The sequence below is a fragment of the Geobacillus sp. B4113_201601 genome, assembly GCF_001587475.1.
Taxonomy (GTDB): domain Bacteria; phylum Bacillota; class Bacilli; order Bacillales; family Anoxybacillaceae; genus Geobacillus; species Geobacillus icigianus.
In genome coordinates this window covers 1-2,240 of sequence record NZ_LQYX01000059.1, presented here as the reverse complement: position 1 = coordinate 2,240, position 2,240 = coordinate 1, and the positions used below count along the sequence as shown (strand labels likewise).

Below are 2,240 nucleotides of genomic sequence, written 5' to 3'. Positions count from 1 at the left end.
AGCATTTCCGTTACGTATCCAAAAGCCAAACAAGAAAGCAAGCCGAAACTCGTTTGACCCAATGGTTTGACCGGTATCTTTTTAGCGACTGTGCCGCCGTACGCCGTATTGCATTGTTGAAGAGGGGAGGTTATGTCGAAAGTATTAGGAAGACTTCGCTGACTATACTGTTCCGAAAGTGTTATTTTAAACATTCGTTAGATTATGAGGTAGTGGATAAAGGAACACTTAATGATATCATCTTAAGATATTGTTTTTTTTCAATGGAATTTAAAGAATTCCCTCTCTGGTTTTTGTATATTTTACCAAACGGAAGAAAATTCTGACTCTGTTCCCCCTGATTTACGCCACCAAGGACAATTGCTTGTCCCTAGCGGCTTTTTTGAGAAGATTGTGGGCAGCACAAACCAGCCCCCATTCGATGGAAACTTTTTGGAGGCCTCGCAGGACAAAGCGACGAAACCCGCGATTTTGTTTGATTTGTCCAAATACACTCTCAATGTCGGTTTGGCGTTGACGGTACCGGGCTTGCCCTTCTTCACTCTCCAACCGTTCGCGGGCTTTCTGTTTTTGTTCATGATAGACGGGGTTCCATTGCGTGGTTCGTCCATACTTGGAAGTCGTGCAGGCCGAACGGAACGGACATCCTTCGCATTCATGGCATTGGTAGTGTCGGGTGACCGAGGTGTATCCTGATTCTGTGGTCTGTTTCGAAGTTCCGGTGCGAACCAGCCTTTTCCCATTCTCGCAAATCCAAACGTCTTCTTCTTCCACATAGGCCCAATTCTGCGGATGATGCGGATTTTTCTTGACCTTGCGCGTGTTCTTCTTCTCATACGTATGGTACTTGATCAAGGCCGATATGTGCTTCTCTTCCAGCTTCACGTAGTTCTCTTCCGAGCCATAAGCCGCGTCGGCGATCAAACGTTCGGGTTCCACACCGTACTTCTCTCGAACAGTCTCCAAATGCGGAAGAAGACAACGAGTGTCGCCCGGCCTCTGATGAAGGGAATACCCAAAATAAATTGACCGGAAGAACCCACCTGTACGTTATAGGCCGGCTTGAGCTGGCCGTTTCGCATGGGATCCTCCTTCAACCGCATGAAGGTGGCATCCACATCGGTCTTGGAATAGCTGTTGCGATCCCCGCATACATGGAGTTGGTGTTCATATTTTTCACTGCGAGGCAAGTAGTCCTCCTTCATCTTCTTGATGGCCTTCTTCAACGGTTGGTTGTCCGGCTCGGCCTCCAACCGTTTTTCCCACTCCTCGGTTTTCTTTCGGATTTCTTCTGACGTAAAGGCCGGCGAAGCGTCAATGTCTTCCGCCTTTTCTTCTTCCACGATCGCCTCGATCTGGGCAATCAGCCGATCGACATTGGCTTGGAGTTTCTCCTGGTACTTCTCAGCCGATTTGCGCCAAACGAAGGTGTACCGGTTGGCATTCGCTTCAATTTTCGTTCCATCCACAAAATCATCTTCCATCTTGACATAGCCGTCGGCCACGAGCAGCGTGATCATTTCCCGGAACAGGTCGTCAATCAGGTCTTTCATCCGCTCTGAACGAAACCGATTGATGGAGCGGAAGTCCGGCTTTTGAAATCCACTTAGCCACATGAGGGGAAGGTGAACTTCGAGCTGCCGTGCAATCTCACGACCATGATACATTTTTTGGGTGTAAGCGTAAAGGAGAATTTTGGTCATCATTTTCGGATGATAGGGGGAGGTGCCCCCTCCTTTGTAGTAAGGAAGAAACGTCTCCATCGGGATGCGTTCAACCATCTCATGAACCACGTGGGCCATGTTATCCCGCGGAATGAGATCGGCGATGTTGCTTGGCAAAGAGAGGTTGTCCATGGTATACTCTTTAAAGGAAATATGATCATGTTTCATAAAAGAATCGCCCTTCTTTCGGTGGTAGTGGTTTTGGTGACTCTATTCTACCAGAAAAAAGGGCGATTCTTCTATTGTAAATTAGCACATTATTTCAGAATCCCTTTTTCAAATTATTTCAGGCGGATTCCGAAATAATGTGCAAAATTTTTGCGGATTGTTCCGGATTTTGCACATTCTTTCGGAACGTTTGCACGCTCTTTCAGATGAAGATTTCCAGCGCGCTTGGTGGACCGATGGAAAAGAGAAAGCACAAAAGAGGCCGATTCGGCCCCTTTCGTGCTAATACCCCATTTCCTCTGTGGCCATGCGTACCACTTCTTCGTCAATGACGTCCTTTTTCAGCTG

Annotated in this window: 2 protein-coding genes and 1 pseudogene; 1 reads left to right on the top strand and 2 read right to left on the bottom strand. The window is 47.5% G+C overall.

The features are described 5' to 3' along the window. A pseudogene (locus tag B4113_RS20460) lies at positions 1 to 326 on the top strand (hypothetical protein); the annotation flags it as partial. A gap of 16 nt (positions 327 to 342) precedes the next feature. Here B4113_RS20460 and B4113_RS21165 read toward each other — a convergent pair. Together B4113_RS21165 and B4113_RS21160 are read right to left on the bottom strand one after the other, a co-directional pair. Next, on the bottom strand, positions 343 to 939 hold the full coding sequence (locus B4113_RS21165) for a transposase (RefSeq protein WP_348537087.1): 597 nt from the start codon (positions 937 to 939) through the stop codon (positions 343 to 345). Further along, complete coding sequence (locus B4113_RS21160) at positions 921 to 1,892, bottom strand: transposase (RefSeq protein ID WP_348537088.1); 972 nt, start codon at positions 1,890 to 1,892, stop codon at positions 921 to 923. The genes B4113_RS21165 and B4113_RS21160 overlap by 19 nt, the downstream gene beginning before the upstream one ends. Between the last annotated feature and the right edge of the window lie 348 nt (positions 1,893 to 2,240).

What these genes read in the sequence shown, in the direction of transcription:
- B4113_RS21160 (WP_348537088.1), bottom strand. Translation starts at nt 1,892, where the DNA reads ATGAAACATGATCATATTTCCTTTAAAGAGTATACCATGGACAACCTC.